The organism is Actinomadura logoneensis, from assembly GCF_003428695.1.
GTDB lineage: Bacteria > Actinomycetota > Actinomycetes > Streptosporangiales > Streptosporangiaceae > Spirillospora > Spirillospora logoneensis.
Map to the genome: position 1 here is coordinate 1 of NZ_QURH01001049.1, position 19272 is coordinate 19272.

The following is a 19272-nucleotide window of genomic DNA, read 5'->3' on the forward strand; positions in this document are numbered from 1 at the left end:
CGGCGAGTCCGCCGCCGTCGGCGCGCGGCAGGCGGCCGGGGGACGGCGCGGGGCCGGTGCCCGAACCGCGGGTGAGGCGCTCGGTCATCCACTGGAACATGGGACGCAGCGCGTTGCGCCACGTCCGGAAGTCGTGGCCGCTGCCTTTCAGCACGGTCAGCGGGGCGACCTGGCGGTGCGCGCGCAGCAGCGCCGCGAAACCCCGCGCCGCGGAGGTGTCGCCCGCCGCCTGCGAGCCCGACGCCAGCCAGAACAGCGGCAGGTGCGCGTTGGTCGCCATGCGGTCGAGGACCCGCAGCGGCGTGTTCTGGTCGCGGGCACGGCCGTCGCCGCCGAACGGGTCGTGCCGGCCGGACGGCGTCCGGTTGGTGGGCAGCGGCTGGAAGTAGCCGCTCAGCACCGCCGCGACGCCGTAGGTGCGGGTGTGCCGGAGGGCGAGGTTCGCCGCGCAGTAGCCGCCCTCGGAGTAGCCCGCCAGGCCCCAGCCCTCGCCGGGCGGCCGGACGCGGAGCGTGGCGGCCACGTAGCCGGGGACGTCGCGGGTGAGGAAGGTCTCGTCGCGGGGGCCGTCCTTGGCGTCCAGGCACTGCCCGGACAGCCGCCGTCCGCCGCTGATGTCCGGCATGACCAGCACGGCGGGGTCGGCCCGGCGGTGCTGGACGGCCTGCGCGAGGGTCTGCGGCGCGGGGATGTGCCGGGTCCAGTCGGTGGGGGTGCCGGGGGAGCCGTGCAGCAGCTCGACGGCCGGGAACCGGTAGGAGGCGTAGCCGGGGTCGAAGTACTGCGGGGGCAGGTAGACCAGCACCTGCCGGACGAGGCCGCTCGCCCGCCCGCTCATCCGGACGTTCACCAGCCGTCCGCCCGCCACGCTCTGGCCGTGCGCGCTCGGGAACCCGGCGCTGAACGCCTTCACCTCGGGCACGCCCCGGCCGTTGGTCGAGGAGTCGTCGGCGACGTCGCGGTAGATGTCGGTCCAGCCCTGGTAGTAGCCGTAGTAGCGGTTGACCGCCGCGATCCCGAACAGTGCGGCGGTGAGGAAGGCGCAGAAGGCCGCGACGACGCGCAGCGCGAGATTCCCGGCCCGGTACTGCCACCAGGTGGCCGCGACGAACCCCAGCAGCAGGAGCAAGAACACCAGTATGTTCTGCGGCCCGATCATGCCGATCCCCGATCCCCGTTTTTCGACTAGCGCAGTACCCCCGTGTGCCCCAGGGAGTAACGGCCCGGCTGAGGATAGACGCACAGACCGTGTGGTCCCTCGCCGACCCGTATCTTCCGGATCAACCTCCCGTCAATGGTTGAGATCGCATAAACCACTCCGTCGTACCGTCCCGACAGCCACAGCACCCGCCCGTCCGCCGAAACGCCGCCCATGTCGGGGGAGCCCCCGCCGGGCAGCCGCCAGGTGCGCTCGACCCGGCCGGTGGCGAACGAGACCAGCGATATGGACCCCTCCCCGCGGTTCGTCACGTACAGGACGCGTGAGTCGCGGCTCACGTAGAGACCGTGCGCGCCCTTCCCGGTCGGGACGAACCCCGTCCTGCGGAAGGTGCGCGCGTCGATCGTCCACACGCCGTTGGACGCCATGTCCGCTATATAGAACGTACGACCGTCGGGTGACAGTTTCACGTCCTGCGGTTGAGCATGGCGGTCCAGGAGAAGCGAGCCGGTCACCCGCCGTCCGGCCGTGTCGATCCGCAGCACGTCGCCGGAGAACTCGCACGCGGTGAGGAAGAAGTCGCCCGCGGCCGAGAAGTCGGCGTGGTTCGGGCCGCGGCAGGGAACCTTCACCGACGACACCGGCCGCATCGTGCGCGCGTCCCGGAAGTCCACGCGCTGGGCGCGCTCGGCCATGACGACCGCGTACCTGCCGTCCGGGGTGAAGTAGAGGTTGTACGGGTCGTCCACCTGCACGGGCCTGCCGTGCCCGCCCGTGCGCGGATCGATCGGCACCAGGTCGTTGGAGTCGTTGTCGTTGACCCACAGCGTCTTCAGATCCCAGGACGGCACGACATGCTGGGGCCGCCGTCCCACCTTGAACCGCGCGACCTGTTTGAAGGTCTTCTGGTCCAGGACGACGACGTCGTCGCTCGTGCTGTCGGGAACGTACACGCGAGCCGGCATCCCCTTCACGGCCGGACTGAACATTCCGGGCCGGTCATGGGCGTACACGTCGTCGCCGCCCGTCCCGGCCGGTCCGGGCCCGGCAGGCGGGGCGGGCGGCATCGGCGCGCCGGAGCCCCGGCGTCCGAACGGCCCGCTCGGACCCGCACTCGCGCATCCCGCGAGAAGCACCGCGAAGGCCGTCACGGCCGCGACCCGAACCGTGAGCGCGGACCGGACGGCCGGCGCGGAACGCGCGGTCGGCTCCGAACGGACGGTCGGCTCTGAAGGCACGGCTGGCGCGGGACGCGAGGTCGGCGCGGCGCGCGAGGTCGGCTTGGGGCGGACGGTCGGTGTTCCCCCGGGTGTGCCGGGGAGACTCCGTCGTTCAGGCGTCACGACGGCCAGCGTAAGGCGCGGGCGATGAGCACTCGGTCAACTTCCGGTTTCACCACGTAACAACGATTCGACCCGTCTCGTCGCTTTCCTGTCGACCTCCCTCCGCCCCTCAGCCGACCGTGGGCGGACGCGCGAGGCCGAGCGCCGCCGCGTCCACGACGTCGCTGAGCCGTCCGCGCCGCCGGTGCGCGCGCCGCTGCCGGTCGGCGCCGGTGCCGTCCGCCAGCAGCCGCGCCAGGCCCGCCTCGACCAGGTCCGTGTCGCCCGAGTCGTCCAGCGCGGGACGGGCGTGGGCGATCATCGCGGCGGCGAGGTCGGCGAAACCGGCGGGCCGGCCCGTGCTGAGGTCCAGGCCCCGGCCGCCGAGGCCGTCGCGGGCGGCGAGCCAGTACGCGGCGCGCAGCATCTCCTGCGGCGGCGCGGGCGCCGGCGTGCCCTCCTCGACGGCGGCGAGCGCCACCTGCGCGAGCGCCCGGACGAGGGCGGCGAACAGCGCGGCGTCCTCGGTGGTCAGCGCGACGTCCGCGAGCCGGATCTCCAGGGTGGGCAGCCGCGCCGAGGGCCGGACGTCCCAGAACACCGTGGCCATGTCCATCAGCGCGCCGCAGCCGAGCAGCGTTCCCACCAGCTCGTCGTAGTGCGCCAGGGACGTGAACAGCGGCGGCGGGCCCGCGACGGGCCAGCGCGCCCACGACATCGCCCGCCAGCAGGCGTGCCCGGTGTCGCGGCCCGCCCAGAACGGCGAGTTCGCCGTCATCGCCAGCAGCGTCGGCAGCCACGGCCGCAGGTGGTTGCTGACCTGCACCGCGCGGTCCCGGTCGGGCATCTCCACGTGGACGTGGCAGGAGCAGATGCACTGCTCGTCGTCCAGCGCCCGGTAGGTGGCCAGGCTGTCGGCGTAGCGGGGGCCGGGGCTGATCGGCGCGGGCAGCAGCTCGCCGAGGACGGGCGTGCCGGTCGCGACCAGCATCAGCCCCTCGGCGCGCGCGGCGTCCGCCATGGTCGCCCGCATCCCGTGGATCTGCTCGGTCAGCTTGTCCAGGTCGTCGCAGGGCGGCGTCTTGGCCTCGGCGAGGAAGCAGACCAGCTCGGTGGAGGCGCGGTCGCCGAGGGTCTCCGCCGCGCGCGCCACCACGGGTCCGGCGCGCGGGGCCACGTGGCGGGACCGGGGATCGACGACGAAATACTCTTCCTCGATGCCGAACCTGAGTGCCATCCCACCACCTCGGTGCCGGGGCCGACACGGCGCGGCCGGGTGGGGCCGCACCGGACTCGGACGGTCACATCTGACGGTACGTGCCCGTTCGTCCGGTTGCACGCCCGCGGTCGGGGAGACGTCATCCCGGCGGGGATTCGGGTTTCCGGCCCGCGGATTATGGCGGCGTCCCGGCGGCGCGCCACCGGCGCCCCGGCGGGGTCCCGGCGGTGTCCGGGAGGGGCGCGTCCGCGGTGTCCGAGGGGCCCGTTCGCGGCACCCCGGTCGTCCGATCGGGGGGTGCGCTCGCCTACCATCCCTGCCATGACGGTGCCGCCTGAAGAACTCGAACTGGCCGCCGCCTTCCCCCCGGCCGAACGCGACCGGTGGCGGGAGATGGTGAAGGGGGTGCTGCGCAGGACCGGCGCGGCGTCCGAGGACACCCCTCTCGACGAGGTCGAAGGGCTGCTCGCGCACGAGACCTACGACGGCGTGCCCGTCGCCGCGCTCTACACCGCCGAGGACTCCGCCCCCGGACGCCCCGGCCTCGCCCCGCGCGTCCGCGAGGTCCGCCCCGACGGCGAGGGCCTGGCGGGCTGGGACGTCCGGCAGCGGCACGCCCACCCCGACCCCGACGTCACCCGCGCCGCGGTCCTCGCCGACCTGGAGAACGGCGCCACCTCGGTCTGGCTGACCCTCGGCGCGGCCGGGGTGTCCGTCGCGGCGCTGCCCGACGTGCTCCGCGACGTCCACCTCGACCTCGCGCCGGTCGTGCTCGACGCGGGCGCCGAGACGGGCGAGGCCGCCGAGGCGTTCCTGACGCTGGCCGCCGACCGCGGCACCGCGCCGTCCGGGAACCTGGGCGCCGACCCGATCGGCCTGGCCGCCCGCACCGGCGCGCCCGCGATCCTGGACGACGTGGCCGTGCTCGCGCTCCGGTGCGTCCGGGAGTTCCCCGGGGTCCGGGCCTTCACCGTCGACGCGACCCCGTACCACGACGCGGGCGGCGGGGACGCCGACGAGCTCGGCGCCGCCGTCGCCACCGGGGTCGCCTACCTGCGCGTGCTCACCGGCGCCGGCCTCACCGTGGACGAGGCGTTCGGCCAGATCGAGTTCCGGTTCGCCGTCAACGCCGACCAGTTCGCCTCGATCGCCAAACTGCGCGCCGCGCGCCGGCTCTGGCAGCGGGTCGCCGAGGTGTCGGGAGCCGCCGAGGGGACGGTCGCGACGGTCCACGCAGTCACGTCCTCGGCGATGATGACCCGCCGCGACCCCTGGGTGAACATGCTGCGCACCACGGTCGCGACGTTCGCCGCCGGGGTCGGCGGCGCGGACGCGGTCACCGTCCAGCCGTTCGACGCGCGGCTCGGCCTGCCCGACGACTTCTCCCGCCGCATCGCCCGCAACACCCAGACGCTGCTGCTGGAGGAGTCCAGCCTCGCGCGCGTCGTGGACCCGGCGGGCGGTTCCTGGTACGTCGAGCGCCTCACCGAGGACCTCGCCCGGGCCGCGTGGTCCTGGTTCACCGAGATCGAGAGGGCCGGCGGCATGCCCGCGGCCCTGGCGTCCGGCCTGGTCGCGCGGCGCGTGGGGGAGACCTGGGAGCGCCGCCGCCGCGACATCGCGCGCCGGAGGGCGCCGCTGACCGGCCTGAGCGAGTTCCCGAACCTCGACGAGAAGCTCCCGACGAGGCAGCCCGCCCCGTCCGCCGCCGGCCCGTCCGCTCCCACACCGTCCGCTTCCACGCCGTCCGCGCGGGACGGCTCGGGCGGGGGCCTGCCGGTGATCACCTACGGGCAGGACTTCGAGGCCCTGCGCGACCGCTCCGACGCGCACCTCGCCGCGACCGGCGCGCGCCCGAAGGTCTACCTGGCCACGCTCGGCCCGGTCGCCGTCCACACGGCCCGCGCGAGCTTCGCCGCCAACCTCTTCCAGGCGGGCGGTGTCGAGACCGTGAGCGGGCCGCCCGAGGAGTTCGCCGCGTCGGGCGCGACGGTCGCGTGCCTGTGCTCGTCGGACAGGGTCTACGAGGAGCGGGCGGCGGACGCCGCGCGCGTCCTGCGCGACGCCGGCGCGGTGAAGGTCTGGCTCGCGGGTAAGGGCTCCTATGACGGAGTCGACGCGCGGATCTCCGCCGGATGCGACGCGGTGGAGGTCCTCACGACCACCCTCACCGATCTGGGAGTGAACCGATGATCCCCGACTTCTCCGAGATCGACCTCGGCGCGCCCGTCGCGGCCGACGAGGCCGCCAAGCGCTGGCGCGCCGCCGCCGGGGACGAGGCGCCCGTCTGGGACACCCCCGAGGGCATCGCCGTCCCGTCCCTGTACACCGGCGACGACCTGGCCGCGCTCGACTTCCTGCACACCCTGCCGGGCATCGCGCCCTACCTGCGCGGCCCCTACCCGGCCATGTACGCGACCCAGCCGTGGACGATCCGCCAGTACGCGGGCTTCTCCACCGCCGAGGAGTCCAACGCGTTCTACCGGCGCAACCTCGCCGCCGGGCAGAAGGGCCTCTCGGTCGCGTTCGACCTGGCCACCCACCGCGGCTACGACTCCGACCACCCGCGCGTCTCCGGGGACGTCGGCATGGCGGGCGTCGCGATCGACTCGATCTACGACATGCGGCAGCTGTTCGACGGCATCCCGCTGGACCGGATGTCGGTGTCGATGACCATGAACGGCGCGGTGCTGCCGGTCATGGCCCTGTACATCGTGGCCGCCGAGGAGCAGGGCGTCGCGCCCGAGGCGCTGGCCGGGACCATCCAGAACGACATCCTCAAGGAGTTCATGGTCCGCAACACCTACATCTACCCGCCCGCGCCGTCCATGCGGATCATCTCCGACATCTTCGCGTTCACCTCGCGGCGGATGCCGAAGTTCAACTCCATCTCGATCTCCGGCTACCACATCCAGGAGGCCGGGGCCACGGCCGACCTGGAGCTGGCGTACACCCTCGCCGACGGCGTCGAGTACATCCGCGCCGGACGCGACGCCGGGCTGTCGATCGACTCGTTCGCGCCGCGCCTGTCGTTCTTCTGGGCGATCGGCATGAACTTCTTCATGGAGGTCGCCAAGCTGCGCGCGGCCCGGCTGCTGTGGGCGAGGCTGGTGAAGGGGTTCGACCCGGAGAACCCCAAGTCGCTGTCGCTGCGTACGCACTCCCAGACGTCCGGCTGGTCGCTGACCGCGCAGGACGTGTTCAACAACGTCACCCGCACCTGCGTCGAGGCGATGGCCGCCACCCAGGGCCACACCCAGTCGCTGCACACCAACGCGCTGGACGAGGCGCTGGCCCTGCCGACCGACTTCTCGGCCCGCATCGCCCGCAACACCCAGCTGCTGCTCCAGCAGGAGTCCGGGACGACCCGGACGATCGACCCGTGGGGCGGCTCCGCCTACGTCGAGCGGCTCACCTACGACCTCGCGCGCCGCGCCTGGGGGCACATCCAGGAGGTCGAGCGGGCGGGCGGCATGGCCCGCGCGATCGACGAGGGCCTGCCCAAGCTGCGCATCGAGGAGGCGGCGGCGCGGACCCAGGCGCGCATCGACTCCGGCCGCCAGCCGGTCATCGGCGTGAACAAGTACCGTCCCGACGCCGACGAGAGCATCGAGGTGCTCAAGGTCGACAACGCCTCGGTCCGCGCGCAGCAGATCGAGAAGCTGCGGCGGCTGCGCGCCGAGCGCTCCGAGGACGACGTGCGCGCGTCGCTGGACGCGCTGACCCGCGCCGCGACCGCCGCGCAGGAGGGCACCCGCGGCTCCGGCCTGGACGAGAACCTGCTGGGCCTCGCCATCGACGCGGCCCGCGCCAAGGCCACCGTGGGGGAGATCTCCGACGCGCTGGAGCGGGCCTACGGACGGCACTCCGCGCAGATCCGTACGATCTCCGGTGTGTACCGGGAAGAGGCGGGCGAGGTGTCGGCGATCGAGCGGGCGCGGGCCCTGACGGCCGCGTTCGAGGAGGCCGAGGGGCGGCGTCCCCGCATCCTGGTCGCCAAGATGGGACAGGACGGCCACGACCGCGGCCAGAAGGTCATCGCGACGGGCTTCGCCGACCTCGGCTTCGACGTCGACGTGGGTCCGCTGTTCCAGACGCCCGGCGAGGTCGCCCGCCAGGCGGTCGAGGCGGACGTGCACGTCGTCGGCGTGAACTCGCTGGCCGCCGGGCACCTGACGCTCGTCCCCGCGCTGCGCGCCGAACTCGCCGGGCTGGGCCGCGACGACATCATGATCGTCGTCGGCGGCGTCATCCCGCCGCAGGACTTCGACGAGCTGCGCGCGGCCGGGGCCTCGGCGATCTTCCCGCCCGGCACCGTCCTCGCGGACGCCGCCCGGGACCTCCTGCGCGACCTCGCCGCCCGCCTCGGGCACGGCGACCTCGCCGAGGGCGACTCCGCCGACGACGACTCCGGGGACGGTGGTTCGGGGCACGGCGCTTCCGGTCAGGGGGAGTCCAAGGCGTGACGCGACCGACGCTGGAGGACTACGTCACCGGCGTCCGGGACGGCTCGCGCGCGTGGATCGCCCGTGCGATCACGCTGGTCGAGTCGTCCCGGCCGGACCACCGCGACCTGGCGCAGCGGCTGCTGGTCGAGCTGACCCCGTTCACCGGGAAGGCGCGCCGGATCGGCATCACCGGCGTGCCCGGTGTCGGCAAGTCCACCTTCATCGACGCCCTCGGCACCGGGCTCACCGCGAACGGCCACCGCGTCGCCGTGCTCGCCGTGGACCCCTCGTCCACCCGCTCGGGCGGCTCGATCCTCGGCGACAAGACCCGGATGAACCGCCTCGCCGTCGACCCGAACGCGTTCATCCGGCCGTCGCCGACCGCGGGGACCCTCGGCGGCGTCGCCAAGGCCACCCGCGAGGCCATGGTCGTCATGGAGGCCGCCGGATACGACGTCGTCCTGGTCGAGACGGTCGGCGTCGGGCAGTCCGAGACGACCGTCGCCGAGATGGTGGACACCTTCCTGTTCCTCACCCTCGCCCGCACCGGAGACCAGCTCCAGGGCATCAAGAAGGGCGTCCTGGAGCTGGCCGACGTCATCGCCGTGAACAAGGCGGACGGCCCGCACGCCATGGAGGCCAAGCGCGCGGCCCGCGAGCTCGCGGGCGCGCTGCGGCTGCTGCGCAGCGACGAGCGCGCCGCGGACACACCCGTCCTGACCTGCAGCGCCATCGAGAACACCGGGCTCGACACCGTGTGGGACGCGCTGGTCGCCCACCAGGACCGGCTGGCCGCGTCCGGCGAGCTCGACCGCCGCCGCCGCGCCCAGCGGGTCCGCTGGACGTGGGCCATGGTCGAGGACCGGCTCCGCGCCGAACTGCACGCGCATCCGGCCGTGCGCGGCCTCGCTCCGGAACTCGACGCCGAGGTCGCCGCGGGCACCCTCACCCCGGCCCTCGCGGCCGAGCGCATCCTCGCCGCGTTCACCCGCTGAGCAGGGACGACGGCGCGCCGCGGCCGGGCGGCGCGCCGGGGGACGGGACGGCCGAGAACGGGCCGAACCGCTCCCCGGGATTCGCGGTGTCGTATCGGTTGGGTCGCCTCCGGCTCGCCGACCGCCCGGATCCTGTACAAAGTCCTGATGGACGTCATCGCACTCGATGATCCGACCGACCCCCAGATCCGGGGCTGGCACGAGGTCCTCGCCGCCGTGCACGCCGCCGAGCCGGACGGCGAGCCCGCCCCGCAGCCGCACCAGACCGCCGCCCGCCTGCTCGGCGCCGAGCAGGGCTCCCGGCAGCTCCTCTGGACCGTCCAGTCCGGCCCCGCCGTGGTCGGTGTCGCGGCCCTGCGCCTCCCCGGCGAGTCCGGGGCCGGACGTCCCGGCGAGGTCGACATCCGGGTCCACCCCGCGCACCGCCGCCGCGGCGTCGCCGCCCGCCTGCTCGCCGTCACCGCCGACGCCCTGCGCGCCGACGGCCGCACCAGCGTCATCGCCCAGGTCCTCGCGCGCCCGCCGGCCGTGGGCTTCCTCGAGGCGCACGGCTTCCGCCTCGTCCTGACCCTGCAGGGCCTGCTGCTGCGCCTGTCCGACCTGCCGTCCGGGCGGGTGGCCGAGCTGGTCGCCGCCGGTCCGCCGGAGTACGAGCTGCTGCGCTGGTCGGGCGTGGTGCCGGACGAGTACGCCGCGGCGCTCGCCAAGGCCAAGCACGCCATGGCCGACCCGGCCCAGTACGACGGCGCGCCCTGGGACCCCGACCGCGTCCGCGAGATGGCCGAGATGGTCGCCAAGCGCGGCGACGACCTCTACACCGTCGCCGCCGTCCGGGACGGGGTCATCGCGGGCTTCACCGAGATCGTCGTCCCGGCGGACTCGCCCGGGAGGGCCGCGCAGTACGACACCGCCGTCGTCCCCGAGCACCGCGGCCGGCGCCTCGGCATCTGGGTCAAGGCCGCGATGCTGGGCTGGCTCGCCGAGGAGCGGCCCGAGGTCGTCGAGATCGAGACCGACAACTCCGGCGACAACGTCCACATGCTCGCCGTCAACGAGGAGCTCGGCTTCCGCAAGGAGCGCGAGTCCCGCGAGTACCTGGCCCAGGTCGCCGACCTACCGACGCGCTGACACCGGGCGGGCCAACGGCATCCTGGGGAAGCACCACGGGATGACCAAGGGCACGGGGCGCCGTGCAGAGCGGATCGGGCACCCCTTTATCGTGACTCTCGGTGAGGGCGGTCAACCGCTTCGGAGTCGCTGGGGGCGGCTCCCCGGCCGTCCCGCGCCGACCGGGGGAAATCATGAGCCTTCAAGTGCTCCCGCTGGCCATCACGATGATGGCGGGCCCGCAGATCATGTCCGCGATCATCCTCACCACCACCAGCAGGGCCGTACGGGTCTCTTTGGCGTTCCTGCTCGGCGTGCTCATCGCGGTGGTCGTCGGAGTGACCATCACGCGGAGTCTGTTCGCCCTGCTCGGCAGCAACGTGTCCCTGGGCAAGGACTCCGACAACTCGTCCGTGGGGAAGATCATCCAGTACGTGCTGGTCGCCCTGCTGGTGCTGCTCATCCTGCGGGACTACCGGACGCGGGCCACCTCGGAACCGCCCAAGTGGCTCGAGGCGCTGATGGAGGCCGATCCCCGCCGCGCCTTCAAGACCGGGTTCATCATGATCCTGGTGATGCCGTCGGACGTCATGGTGATGCTGACGGTCGGGGCCAACCTCGAGCAGCACCACGCGGGAGTCGGCTCGGCGGCGGCGTTCATCGCCGCCACCGTCCTCATCGCGGCGCTGCCCCTGCTCGCGCTGCTGCTCTTCCGGCGGCGGGCCCAGCGCGCCATGCCCGCGGTGCGGGACTGGATGAACAGCCACAGCTGGGTCGTCAACATCATCTGCTGCCTGATCTTCATTGTGATCATCCTCGTGTAGCGCCCGCGTACCGCGCCCGCCCGCCCGCCTTCCGCCGCCCGCCGCTCGCCGCTCGCCGCCCGCCGTCGGCCGTCGGCCGGACGAACCGGATCTGATCAGGCAATATCCTCCTTGTGTGAAGCTGTTCAAAGGGCGCGGCCCGAAGCGTTACTCCCTGCCCAACGGACAGGTCCTGTCCTGCACGGTGTGCCGGAACGAGCGGTTCGACCGCGCGAGCTACAAACTGAACACCTCCGGCATGGAGCTGATGAACCTCGCATGGGCGAACAAGGACGCCACCTGCATGGTGTGCTCCGAATGCGGCCATATCCTCTGGTTCGCGTTCTAGCGGGAGACGCCTTCGGCCGGGGTTGTCCACAGGTGCGCGGTCGACTTTCGAAGTGCCGGTGCGGGCGGCCAACCTGGTCGGAGAGCGCCCCGGAGGAGGGGCGCCCGACCTCGGGAGCAGCCCATGCCACCGTCACGTTCCCCCCGCCTCACCACCCGCTTCCTGGTCGCGTCCTCGACGCGCCGGACCCCGGCCACGTCGGACTTACGCGCTCTGTTCCCCGAGCTCACCTCCGACCCTGAGCTCCGGCTACGCGCCCGCCGTTTCCTGGAAGCCGACGACCTGCCACTCCTCGGCCCGCCCGTGTCCGCGCCTTCCCCCTGGACGGACCGGCTGCGTGGCTGTGCCGGGCTGGATTTCGAAATGAGCCGGGTGCTGGACGCGCCCTTCCACCGCCTGGTCGAAGCGCGGCTCAGCCGGACGTCCCTGCCGCTCGGCCTCCAGGCCGTCCGGCTGTTCGCCCGCGCCGTCGCCGCCGCCACGGACGGCATCGCCACCGACCTCGACTCAGGCCAGGTGCCCGCGGCGGAGCCGGAGCCGGAACCGTCCACCTTCGTCCTCGCCCACGGCTGGGTCGGCGTCTTCGTCTCGCCGGACGGCGACGGCCTCGTCCGAGCCGACACCCGCGGCCTCCACCGCTTCGGGCTCCCCGAGGTCTCCGCGCGCCATGCCCCGCTCGGCCTCGTCCACGCGGCGGCCAACCTCGTCCGCGGCCTCGCCTACCGGTTGGCGACGGCCCACCACCCCGCTCTGCGAGCCTCCGACGACCACTTCCCGACCACGTCCCCGTCCGCGACGCTCACCCGATGCACTCCAGCCGACGTCCTCCGCTTCTGGGGCCTGCCCGCAGCCCGAGGCCCGTCCGTGACGGTGAGACTCGCCCCCGCCGACACTGCTTGTCCGGACTGCGACACCGCTTTAAAGGCCGCCCCTCCCACCGCGACACCAGCATGGGAATGGTGGCAGTCCCAGGCCATGGCGCTACCACCACACCCGCGCCCGATGGTCCCGGTCGAAGCTCCCGGTGGCACCTGACACCGCCCGGCCCCCGCGCCTGCGCCCACGCCCGCGATGAGCACCTTGGGCGCGCGCGCCTCGCCCCCAGTGCCCCGCCGAGCTGATGCGGCCGGAGGGCTTACCACCGCCATGGAAGGGCACCGGCTATCGAACAACAGCCAAGTGTCGTGCCCTCTCTCAGCTACGCCTGGGAGATGGACGAGTCACAGCAACACCTTCTTCGCTCACGATGTGCTCTCCACGCGGGAATTTCTCAAGCCCGCGGCCGAGGAGCAAGACGACCACGCCTGGCCGACTAGGAATGAGTCGGCAAGCGCATGGGCGAACGCCCAGGAGGGGTGCGGTCGCCGCCTATGCGATCTGTTGCAGAACCCTCGATGACTGCGCGCCACCTGAGAGGAGCAGCCAAGCAAAGAGCCCACAAGAAGAAGGGCGTTGTTCTCGTCCATAACGGGCGGCGGTGGGGCCGGGCCGTCTCGAGGCGCGGCTTCTCCGACGCACAAGTGCCGGGCCAAACAGGCGGGGAGGGGCGGTCGCGTTGTCATCCTCCTGGGGAGGTCGCAAAGCCGGCCGACCGAGAGTAGCCGACCGGAAGCACTCGCACAGCCGGGACCGGGAGTACTCGGGCAGCCGGGACCACGAGTACTCGGGCAGCCGTGACCGGGAGTAGTCGCGGCGGGGACCACGAGTACTCGCAGAGCCGCGTTCAGGGAGTACTCGCTGCCGCGGCCGGGAGTCGGCGTGGGGGCGATTCGAGGACCGGTCAGAGGGGGAGTCATGAGGACAACGTCGGACGACCGCAGTGAGGCTGCGGGAGCCCGGCGGCTGCTTGCCGGGACACTCACAGGACGCGGCCCGAACCGCCCCGGCGCCGCTCACCCGGGCGGCGCCGCGCGGAAGGCCGAGGAAGGAGGACGGAAAACCCGTTGCTCGAGGCGGGGCCGGTAGGCAGGCTGTTCCCGGACTCCGGACCGCCGGAGTTCTGAGGATTTGCAGTCCATTCCCTTGTGGTTCAAAGGCAGAACGCCGCACTGTTAATGCGGAAATCCAGGTTCGAGTCCTGGTGGGGGAGCGGCACGTGGTTGGGGAGGTGAGCGGTGAACGTGCTCGTGCTGAACGCGTCCTATGAGCCCTTACAGAAAGTGGATCTGCGGCATGCCATCCGCATGCTCGTGCGCGAGGTGGCGGTCGTGGAGGAGGCGGAGGAGGGACGCACCATCGGCCGGTTCCCCGTCCCGAGAGTGCTCCGTCTCGTCCGCTACGTCGCCATGCGCTGGCGCCACGGCAGACGTCCACCGTGGAGCAAGCGCGGCGTCTACCTGCGCGACCGCGGTCACTGCGCTTACTGCGGCGGACGCGGAAACACCATCGACCACGTGCTGCCGCAGTCCCGGGGCGGCGGTGACAGCTGGGAGAACACCGTTCTGGCATGTGGCCGTTGCAACAACCGCAAGGCCGACCGCACGCCGTCCGAGGCGGGCCTGACCCTGCGTCTCAAGCCCCGCATCCCCCACTGGGAGGAACTCGTAGCCCGCTGACCGAGTCCCCGTGAACGACCACGGCTTCCGCCGGCCCGGCGCCTGCGCCATCTCAGGCGCCGGGCACGGTTGCCGCCGTGGGACGGGTGGGAAGGTGGCTGGGCTGGCAGGGGGGCGCTGGTGCGGCCCTGTTTGCGCACTCGTTCGGCGGGGCGGACGGAGTTGGCCGGTCGATCGTCGCGATGGTGCTCAGGGCGCGCCTGGTCCGCACGGGCCTGTTGTCTCGGCGTCACGGGGTCATGTGTCGGAGCCGGCTTCTGCGTTCCGGCCTTCGGGGGTGGGGCCGTGCCAGTCCAGGCAGACCAGGGTGGCGTCGTCCTGGAGTCGGCCGCCGGAGGCTTCGTCGACCGCGCCGGTCAGGGCCTGCACGACCTCGCGGGGGTGTTCGGATTCGGTCTCGCACATGAGGGCGGGAAGGTCCACGTTTCCGGCTTGGCGTTCCTGCATTCCGTCGGTGTACAGGACGAGGCGGTCGCCGGGGCGCAGGTCGATGTCCTGCACGTGGTAGTCGGCGGGCAGCGGGCTGCCGAAGGGCAGGTCCGGGGTGAGGAAAAGTTGCTCGACCGCGCCGTCGCGCAGGAGTAGGGGCAGGGGATGGCCCGCGTTGACCACCCGGACGCCCTGGCCTTCCAGCGAGGCGCGCAGCAGCAGGCCGGTGGCGATGGCGTCCCCGCCGTGGTCGAGCATGGCTTGGTGGGTGCGCTCGGCCTGCTCGACCAGGCCGCTTCCGGCGCGGCGGGCGCCTCGGGAGGCGTTGACCAGCAGGGTGGCGAGCAGGGCCGCGTTGAGGTCGTGGCCCATGGCGTCGGTGATCGACAGGTGCAGGGTGTCGCAGTCGAGGGAGTAGTCGTAGGTGTCGCCGCCGATGCTGTCGGCCGGGACCAGGGCGCAGGCGAGAGTGAACTCGGCCCCCTCGCAGCAGGTCGCGGCCGGTAGCAGCTGGTGCTGGATCTCGGCGGCGAGGCTGACCACGCTGGTGCGCTGGCCCCAGTGGTACAGGTCGGTGAAGCGCCGGTCGGTCACGATGATGTACGCCAGGGCGTGCGCGACCTTGAGGATCTCCTCCTGGACGTCCTCGGTGACCTCGGGCAGGGTCAGTTCCAGCAGGCCGAGGGTGTCGCCGCGGTTGGTGACGGGCGCGATCACGAACTGCCCGCGTTCGCCCGCCGCGGTCGTGGTCAGCTCCTGGGTGCGCAGCACGTCCTCGTAGACGCTGCCGGCCAGGGGGATCTGGTCGGCGGACTGGCCCTTCTGGGCGGCGGCCTCGTCGTTCAGGCGCACCAACCGCCGTCCGAGGAGGTCGGCGAACAGGAACGACACCTCCGTCGCGTCGAACCGGTCGCGCAGGTTTCTGGCGACGACGCCGACCGAGGCCACCGGCGCCGCGTTCTCGGCGGCGGCCAGGATCTCGCTCAGCCCGAAACGCTCATCCGGCACGGTGACCTCCTCCTCCCTCTCCTGTATCCCCTACCTGCGGCGATGTGATGCCCGTCGTGCCTCCGGGCCGTCCGACCGGCGCCATGGGACCGGTTCGAGGTGGGGCCGTTGGCCTTGGGGGGCGGGCGGCGAGGTGGGCCGTCCCGACCCCGGCGATGTGCCCGCTTGACGATATGCAGGTATCTACCTGCATAATGCGAGGGTGAGTCAGGAAGCCGAAATGATGGACGCGGCGTTCCGGGCGCTGGCCGATCCCACCCGGCGGCTGCTGCTGGACAGGCTGCGGGAGCGCGACGGCCAGACCCTGGGCGAGTTGTGCGAGCGGCTCGAGATGGCGCGCCAGTCGGCGACGCAGCATCTCGACGTGCTCGTCGCCGCCGGCCTGGTGACCGTGGTGCGACGCGGACGGCAGCGGCTGCACTACCTCAACCCCGTGCCGATCCACGAGATCGAACGGCGCTGGATCGCCGAGTTCGACAGGCCGAGACTGCAGGCCCTCAGCGCCATCCGGAACCAAGCCGAGGAGTACGCCATGACCGACACACCCGCCTCCGTGCCGGACTATGTCTACGTCACCTACATCCGCGCGAGCGCCGAGCAGGTGTGGCGCGCCCTCACCGACGCCGACCTGACCGCCCGGTACTGGGGGCACGCGAACGTCTCCGACTGGCAGCCGGGCTCGTCCTGGGAACACCGGCGCGTGGACGGCTCAGAGAAGGTCGATGTCGTCGGCCGCGTCCTCAAGGCGGAGCCTCCGACCCGTCTCGTGATCACCTTCGAGGACCGGCCGGACGCCGCGACGCCGCGCGATCCGTCCGTCGTCGAGTTCCTCGTCGAGCCGCACCAGGACATCGTCCGGCTGACCGTGACCCACGAGAACCTTCCCGACCGGGAGATGCTCGCGGGGATCTCGCGGGGCTGGCCCGCCGTCCTGGCGAACCTCAAGTCCCTGCTCGAGACGGGTGACGTCCTCCCGCAGGCGCCCTGGGACATGTCCCCTGCGCACGCCTGACCGCGACCACGACGGATTCGCACCCTCGGCAGAAAGAAGACCTTCATGGAATCCGCCCAGCTCGAAGCGGCCTACCGATCCCTGCTCGACGCCGCGGCCACGGTGACGGGCTCCGGCGACGCGAGCGCACAGCCGCCGGGCGAGTGGACCGCCGACCAGATCCTGGCGCACGTCTCGCTCGTCACCGCGACCACGATCGCGACCGCCTCCGCCGTCGCGTCCGGCGTCAACACCGCCTACGACAACCGCATCGCGCTCGACACCTGGACGATCGACCGCGTCATCACGCTCGCGGGCGGCACCGCGGGACTCCTCGACCGCCTGCGGTGCCAGGCGGACGCGTTGTGCGCGCTCGCCGGGGCGGCGCTGAGCGAGACCGAACTCGACACCATGGTGCCCACCCGGTTGCTGTCGAACGGTTCCTGCCTGGTCGATCAAATCGTGCCCCTGCGGGATCTCTTCGCGGGCCTCGCCGAGTCGGAACTTCCCGGCCACACGCGGCAGCTCCAGGCTCTTCTCCCGGCCGACGCGCCACTCACGACCACGGTCTGACCGCTGTCACCGTTCACGCCCTCGATGCCGTGTGTTCGAGGCCGAAGGCGGACGTCCACTGGGCCGCACGAGACGCGGCGAGGGGGCGATGACGTGCTCGTCGTACGCTGTTCGGAATCCGTAGGCCCGACCGCCATGGCGAAGGACGACGCGTGGATCAACAACATGAGCTGGACTGGAACGACGCCGCCTGGCTCAACCCGCCCCTCGCCACCGCCGTCGACGGCACGGATCTGCTCGTCACCACGCGGGAGAACACCGACTTCTGGCGCACCACCGGCTACGGCTTCGTCCGCGATGACGGCCATGCGCTTCTCACCGCCCTTCCCGCCGATGCCGCCGTGGAAGTGACCTTCCTGGCCCGCTTCGACACCCTGTACGACCAGGCGGGGCTCATGATCCGTGTGGACGAGCGCAGGTGGATCAAGGCGGGGGTGGAGTGGACCGACGGCCTCCCGCACCTCGGGGCCGTCGTCACCCACGACCGGTCCGACTGGTCCCTGTCCCCGGTCCCCGACTGGGACGACCGGCTGGTCACCATCAGAGCCAGCCGCGCGGGCGACGCGATCACCGTCCGCGCTCGCACTGAGGGGCATCCCTGGCGGATGGTTCGCTTGGCGCCTCTCCCACCCACCGCGTCCGCCACGGCGGGCCCGTTCTGCTGCTCTCCCCAGCGGGCCGGGCTCCAGGTCCGCTTCACCCGCTTCGCTCTGGGGCCCGCGGACAAGGCCCTTCACGAAGACCCCGGCACCTGATCGAACGGTCGGGGAGTGCCCTGGCGTGTTCGCCGACGGGTTTCTAGCGTGCGAACTTCGTCCTAGCGGGCGAACTTCTCGATGGCCGCCGGGGTGACGGGGGTGAAGAAGTTGACGAGGTTGCCGTCCGGGTCGCGGAACAGCAGCGAACGGTTGCCCCAGGGCATCGTGGTCGGCTCGGTGACGACGTTGGTCACGAACCCGGTCAGGTTCTGGTGGACGCGGTCCACGTCGTCCACCAGGAACTCGATGATCACGCTGCGGTCGGCCGCGGGGCGGGCGGAGTCCGGCGCGAACAGCGGGACGGTGCGGGTGCTGCCGATCGCGAGGGTGGCGTGGGCGGTCCTGAGCTCGGCGAAGTCCTCGGTGGCCCAGCTCGCGGTCAGCCCGGTGGCCCGCTCGTAGAACCCGACGAGGCGGGTGATGTCGCCGGTGATGATCCGGATCGAGACGAAGTCCATGGTGATCTCTCCCTGGCTGTGCTGAGGTCGTGTCCCCGCAGGTTAGGAGAAATAGTGGACAGAATCGGTCCGGTATTCGCCTAGGCTGGGAGAATGCCCCGTCCCACCGCCCGCGTGCTGACCCTGCTGGAGCTGCTGCAGTCGGGCGGCGTGCGGACCGTGGCCGAGCTCGCCGACCGGCTCGGCGTCGAAGGGCGCACGGTGCGGCGGTATGTGGACCAGCTGATCGACCTCGACGTGCCCGTGGAGTCGGTGCGCGGCCGTTATGGCGGGTACCGGCTCGGCCCGGGGTACCGCATGCCGCCGCTCATGCTCAGTGAGGACGAGGCGCTTGCCGTCCTGCTCGGCCTGGTCGCCGTCCGGCGGGCGGGGTCGGCGACGGCGGACCGCACGGCGGGCGAGACGGCGTCGGCGAAGATCCGGCGGGTGCTGCCGAAGCACGTCGCCCACCGGCTCGACGCGCTTCTGGAGGCCCTCGACTTCACCGACCGGCCCGGCGAGCCCGACGCTCCCGATTCCGGGGTGCTGCTCACGATCGCCGACGCGGTGCGTCACCGCCGTCCGGTCACCATCCGCTACACCGGCCGGGACGGACGGCGCAGTGAACGCACGCTGCACGCCTACGGGATCGTGGCTCATTCGGGCAGGTGGTACGTCACCGGTGAGGACCCCGCGATCGGCGAGGAGCGAACGTTCCGGCTCGATCGCATCGCGGACGCCAGGGCCCTGCCGGGGTCGTTCGACGCGCCTGCGGGTCCTGATCCGGCGCAGCGCGTGCTGGCCGGGTTCGCCACGGCCGAATACCGGTACGAGGTGACGCTGCGGATCCACGGGACGGTGGAGCAGATCCGGGCGCACCTCCCCGCCTCCGTCGCGATCCTGGAGGAACTCGAACCCGAAGCGGTCCTGGAGCAGGACACCGAGCGCTGGCTGCGGGTCGAGGTACGGGCCGAACGGCTCGACTGGGTGCCTCCGGTGCTCGCCGCACTCGACCGGCCGTTCGTCATCGAACGTCCCGACGAGCTGCGCGATCTCGTCCTCGCGCTCGCCGACCGTCTCGCGACGCACGCCCGCCGGGACTGACGGCGCCAGAACGGA

Annotated in this window: 17 protein-coding genes and 1 tRNA gene; 13 read left to right on the plus strand and 5 right to left on the minus strand. The window is 72.4% G+C overall.

The genetic code is table 11. The features are described from left to right. The 3 genes from DZF91_RS37905 to DZF91_RS37915 form a co-directional block, all read right to left on the minus strand. On the minus strand, positions 1–1135 hold a 1135-nt coding region (locus tag DZF91_RS37905), incomplete at its 3' end, for an alpha/beta hydrolase (RefSeq protein ID WP_158588145.1). 50 nt (positions 1136–1185) lie between these two features. Then, the gene (locus tag DZF91_RS37910; RefSeq protein WP_235834854.1) at positions 1186–2112 is read right to left on the minus strand and encodes a YVTN family beta-propeller repeat protein; all 927 of its coding nucleotides are present in this window, start codon (positions 2110–2112) and stop codon (positions 1186–1188) included. A gap of 499 nt (positions 2113–2611) precedes the next feature. Next, complete coding sequence (locus tag DZF91_RS37915; RefSeq protein WP_117361848.1) at positions 2612–3718, minus strand: carboxylate-amine ligase; 1107 nt, start codon at positions 3716–3718, stop codon at positions 2612–2614. Between the two features lie 303 nt (positions 3719–4021). Between DZF91_RS37915 and DZF91_RS37920 the strand changes: the two genes are divergently transcribed. The 9 genes from DZF91_RS37920 (at position 4022) to DZF91_RS37960 (ending at position 13957) form a co-directional block, all read left to right on the plus strand. Next, positions 4022–5893, plus strand: coding sequence for a methylmalonyl-CoA mutase subunit beta (locus DZF91_RS37920; protein ID WP_117361849.1), 1872 nt, complete (start codon positions 4022–4024; stop codon positions 5891–5893). Further along, positions 5890–8166, plus strand: coding sequence for a methylmalonyl-CoA mutase (gene scpA, locus DZF91_RS37925; RefSeq protein WP_117361850.1), 2277 nt, complete (start codon positions 5890–5892; stop codon positions 8164–8166). Before DZF91_RS37920 ends, scpA begins: the two co-directional genes overlap by 4 nt. Next, on the plus strand, positions 8163–9143 hold the full coding sequence (gene meaB, locus DZF91_RS37930) for a methylmalonyl Co-A mutase-associated GTPase MeaB (RefSeq protein WP_117361851.1): 981 nt from the start codon (positions 8163–8165) through the stop codon (positions 9141–9143). The genes scpA and meaB overlap by 4 nt, the downstream gene beginning before the upstream one ends. Positions 9144–9290: 147 nt before the next feature. After that, complete coding sequence (locus tag DZF91_RS37935; protein WP_117361852.1) at positions 9291–10271, plus strand: GNAT family N-acetyltransferase; 981 nt, start codon at positions 9291–9293, stop codon at positions 10269–10271. A 173-nt stretch (positions 10272–10444) separates the two neighbouring features. Beyond that, a complete protein-coding gene (locus DZF91_RS37940; RefSeq protein ID WP_117361853.1) occupies positions 10445–11074 on the plus strand; it encodes a GAP family protein in 630 nt (209 codons plus the stop codon). 115 nt (positions 11075–11189) lie between these two features. Continuing rightward, positions 11190–11402, plus strand: coding sequence for a DNA-binding protein (locus DZF91_RS37945; protein WP_117361854.1), 213 nt, complete (start codon positions 11190–11192; stop codon positions 11400–11402). A gap of 363 nt (positions 11403–11765) precedes the next feature. Continuing rightward, complete coding sequence (locus DZF91_RS37950; RefSeq protein ID WP_147341570.1) at positions 11766–12437, plus strand: hypothetical protein; 672 nt, start codon at positions 11766–11768, stop codon at positions 12435–12437. A 983-nt stretch (positions 12438–13420) separates the two neighbouring features. Beyond that, positions 13421–13491 (plus strand) — tRNA-Asn (locus DZF91_RS37955). Positions 13492–13516: 25 nt separating this feature from the next. After that, on the plus strand, positions 13517–13957 hold the full coding sequence (locus DZF91_RS37960; RefSeq protein ID WP_117361856.1) for an HNH endonuclease: 441 nt from the start codon (positions 13517–13519) through the stop codon (positions 13955–13957). Positions 13958–14194: 237 nt separating this feature from the next. Here DZF91_RS37960 and DZF91_RS37965 read toward each other — a convergent pair whose 3' ends face one another. After that, positions 14195–15394, minus strand: coding sequence for a PP2C family protein-serine/threonine phosphatase (locus DZF91_RS37965; protein WP_117361857.1), 1200 nt, complete (start codon positions 15392–15394; stop codon positions 14195–14197). Positions 15395–15596: 202 nt separating this feature from the next. Here DZF91_RS37965 and DZF91_RS37970 point away from each other — a divergent pair, with 202 nt between their 5' ends. The 3 genes from DZF91_RS37970 to DZF91_RS37980 all read left to right on the plus strand — a co-directional run bounded on the left by DZF91_RS37970 (position 15597) and on the right by DZF91_RS37980 (position 17713). After that, complete coding sequence (locus DZF91_RS37970) at positions 15597–16406, plus strand: ArsR/SmtB family transcription factor (protein ID WP_235834855.1); 810 nt, start codon at positions 15597–15599, stop codon at positions 16404–16406. Between the two features lie 45 nt (positions 16407–16451). Next, positions 16452–16958: a hypothetical protein gene (locus DZF91_RS37975; RefSeq protein ID WP_117361858.1), complete on the plus strand. Its 507-nt coding sequence runs from the start codon at positions 16452–16454 to the stop codon at positions 16956–16958. Between the two features lie 152 nt (positions 16959–17110). Beyond that, entirely contained in the window at positions 17111–17713 is a 603-nt protein-coding gene (locus tag DZF91_RS37980) for a DUF1349 domain-containing protein (RefSeq protein WP_117361859.1), read from the plus strand. 62 nt (positions 17714–17775) lie between these two features. Here DZF91_RS37980 and DZF91_RS37985 read toward each other — a convergent pair whose 3' ends face one another. Next, a complete protein-coding gene (locus DZF91_RS37985) occupies positions 17776–18174 on the minus strand; it encodes a VOC family protein (RefSeq protein ID WP_117361860.1) in 399 nt (132 codons plus the stop codon). Positions 18175–18267: 93 nt separating this feature from the next. On the opposite strand from DZF91_RS37985, the gene DZF91_RS37990 reads away from it, so the two are divergent. Then, a complete protein-coding gene (locus tag DZF91_RS37990; RefSeq protein ID WP_117361861.1) occupies positions 18268–19257 on the plus strand; it encodes a helix-turn-helix transcriptional regulator in 990 nt (329 codons plus the stop codon). Positions 19258–19272: the final 15 nt, after the last annotated feature.